Origin of the sequence: Methylosinus sp. RM1 (genome assembly GCF_011378635.1) — a bacterium.
Classification (GTDB): domain Bacteria; phylum Pseudomonadota; class Alphaproteobacteria; order Rhizobiales; family Beijerinckiaceae; genus Methylosinus; species Methylosinus sporium.
The window spans coordinates 1-2,962 of sequence record NZ_WOVC01000086.1; the positions used below are offsets into that span (position 1 = coordinate 1).

Consider the following 2,962-nt stretch of genomic DNA (forward strand, 5'->3'; position numbering starts at 1 on the left):
CTCGCACGAAAACGCATTCGCCCCGAGTTCGTCATCACATGGTCGTTATGGCGACGAGCGCACCAAGCCGAAGCAAGGCGAGCCCATCTGAAAAAGCAACTGTAATGTTAGCGGATCGGAGGCGTGATGCGGCGGCGAGCGCACAATGGCCAGGAGGTTATCGATCGCAAGAGCTATCCGGCGCGGCGAACGTCCGCGAAATTCAGGGAAAGCGGACCCTCCGGTCGTCCGCGTCGAATGGCCGCTCCTGGCGCGAGTTCCCCGTTCCCGACTGCGAAGGGGGAATTGTGACCCATGATGGTCATTCGCTGAAGCCAAGGTCTTAGCTGAAAACGCTCGACTTTCTTACCTATCTTTTGTACTCGGATAGTGGCTCAAACGGAAACACCACCAAAATTTGAGGGCGCGCTACGTGTATAAAAAATTCTTGATTTTTGCAGACGGCGCACTGCCACGGCGAAGCCCTTGAACAGCTTCGAGCCATCCTTCATGCCGCTTCAACCTCCTGGTCTTGAGTAGCGGTCGAGCATTCCGCACGACCAACGCAATAGGAAGCAGATGTCGATTAAATATCAGGTTTTTATCAGCTCTACGTTTCAAGACCTCGAACACGAGCGTCGAACGGTAATCGAACAAATTCTGAATCTCGGCCACATCCCCGTAGGAATGGAATTATTCCAAGCGGGAGATCAGAGTCAGTGGGTTTACATTCAAGAAAGAATAAAGGAGTGCGACTATTACATTGTAATAGTTAGCGAACGTTATGGTTCCGAGGGAAGCGAAGGCAAGAGCTATACGCAGATGGAGTATGAATTTGCTGTAGCCCAGAATGTGCCGGTAGCGGCCTTTCTTCTCCACAACGACGCTCGAAAAACTTTGCCAAGAGAACGCGTTGAATTCGAAAAGCGTGAGAAGGTAGAGGCTTTTCGTAGGCTTTGCGAAACGCGGATGGCAAAATACTGGAAAAATGCTGATGATCTTGGTTCTCGCGTTCTCACGGCGTTGTCGGAAATGATGCACAGGACGCCGAGAGTAGGTTGGGTGCGGGCGGACTCAGTCGCAACTGCGGCGGCCCTAAATGAAATAGCTAAGTTGTCTGAAGAACGGCGTTCCCTACAAGAAGAGATCGATCAGCTAAAACTGGAGCAGAGTGGCTTAATAGTCCCTTCTGATATGGCTTACAGGTTAGAAAAAATGTCACAAAGTAAGGTTAGCGATTTCATTAAAGATTACAGCAATACTAATATGTCGATAATAGACTTATTTATTTATGTTAATAGCGAACTTTCGTTGGCATTTCCTTGGCGAAGAGCGTGTATTACTATTTGTGGGATGCTTTGCACTAATGATCAAGCAGGTGCAGAACGTATTATAAAAGAGTTCGTTGCGCAGAATTTGCTTGATGCGAGCCATAACGGCAAATCAACTATAGTGCAATTATCTGATTACGGAAAAACATTTGCTATGCATGCACGCCGACAGCAAGCGCCGTCAGATACGCCAGTCATATATCAGATGACACGCCGATATGGCGCCAGGCGAACGTCCACTCCTGGCGCATCCTCGCCATAGGCGCCCGCGAACTTGCGGGCTGCCGGCTACTCGCAGGGATCGCCAACGAAAAACCGCAGTGACCAAATACCAAGCGCGGCCGGCGCTGGTCTGCCCCGTACCTGCGGGTTAGACAATCTCAAGCCGCACTGTGATTCGGTTTGCCCTGCGGGCGACGCCGTGTGTTTTCGAGGGAACGGCGGAAAGCCGGATGGGATTTTGGACGCAGCTGTTTCCAGGAGCACGGTGACGCGTGACGACCTCGCGCATGCCATTTACGCGCGCATCCCCGGCCTCTCCCGCGCGGACGCAAAAGCCCTGCTCGATTGCGCGCTCGAGGAAATGCTGTCCGCCCTGACCAGCGGAGAAGACGTAAGTCTTCGCGCCTTCGGCACTTTTCGCATCCGCTCCAAAAACGCTCGTCCGGGCCGCAATCCGAGAACCGGAGCTGCGGCTCTCGTCTCGTCGCGTCGTATCGTCGTGTTCAAAGCGGCTCCACATCTCAAATCTGCAGTGGCGGCGTCGGGAGCATCCCCGGTCGCCGGCGACTCTCCGTAGAGCGGTCGCCGGCGCCGCGCGGTGTGAGCGCCCATGACCGCTGATGTCGCGAACCGCGCGCCGCCAGCGCCCGACGCCAGCTCGAATCTTTCGGCGGCGATCGTTTTCATTCGCGCGGACTCCGACGACCCTTCGTGCTCGTAGCGGAGGCGCAATCATGTCCAACGAATTGAAAGAAGGGCTCGCTCGCGTCGAGCAGGAAGCCCACCAGATCGTCGAAGCGGTCGGCCTTCAGAACGAGCAGATCCGCATCACCATCGCCCGCCTCGACGAGATCATCGTCCTGCTCACGCCCAAGGACGACGCCGGCGAGCCGACACTGAGCGATTTGCTCGCCCATCTGATCGCGCAGAACCGCGAGCAGCTCATCCTCTCGCGGAAGACCTTCGAACTCCTCGCCGACATGCAGCAAAGCCTCCCGGACAAAATCGTCGAGGCGCTGGAAAAGCGCTTTTCTTCCCTCGCGAAGGCCTGAGCGATGATCACTTTCCGCAAGTTCGCCGCGGCGTCCGACGGCAAGCTCGTCCGCATGTATTTCACGGAAGCGAGGCTCGGCCCGCAGCCCGAGCAGGCGACCGAGGCCCTCGGCCAGCAGCAGCTGGAGCCGGGCTCGCGCCTCACCAGCTACTTCACCGGCCGCGACGCCGGACCGGCGTGGCGATCGGACATGCCGCTCTCTGTCGCCCGCGCGCTGGGCATCAATTCTCACCACGCGCCCAAGGACGAGGAGCTCGACCGGCTCTTCGAGGGCAAGCGCGCCGACACGGGAGAGGACTGGTCGAAGCACAAACGAGAAATCAGCGGCTACGACTTCACCTTCTCGCCCCACAAATCCGTGACGCTCGCGGCGGAA

Annotated in this window: 4 protein-coding genes; all 4 read left to right on the forward strand. The window is 56.5% G+C overall.

Features of this window, described 5'->3' with window-relative positions; genetic code table 11:
- The first annotated feature begins 558 nt into the window (after positions 1 to 558).
- The gene (locus FMZ75_RS20920; protein ID WP_166146192.1) at positions 559 to 1,572 is read left to right on the forward strand and encodes a DUF4062 domain-containing protein; all 1,014 of its coding nucleotides are present in this window, start codon (positions 559 to 561) and stop codon (positions 1,570 to 1,572) included.
- A 159-nt stretch (positions 1,573 to 1,731) separates the two neighbouring features.
- A complete protein-coding gene (locus tag FMZ75_RS20925) occupies positions 1,732 to 2,109 on the forward strand; it encodes an integration host factor subunit alpha (protein WP_370464773.1) in 378 nt (125 codons plus the stop codon).
- Positions 2,110 to 2,266: 157 nt separating this feature from the next.
- Positions 2,267 to 2,584 (forward strand): hypothetical protein, encoded by a 318-nt coding sequence (locus FMZ75_RS20930; RefSeq protein WP_166146195.1) that lies wholly within the window; start codon positions 2,267 to 2,269, stop codon positions 2,582 to 2,584.
- A 3-nt stretch (positions 2,585 to 2,587) separates the two neighbouring features.
- Positions 2,588 to 2,962, forward strand: a 375-nt coding sequence (locus FMZ75_RS20935; RefSeq protein ID WP_166146198.1) for a relaxase domain-containing protein, incomplete at its 3' end; no start/stop codon positions are given.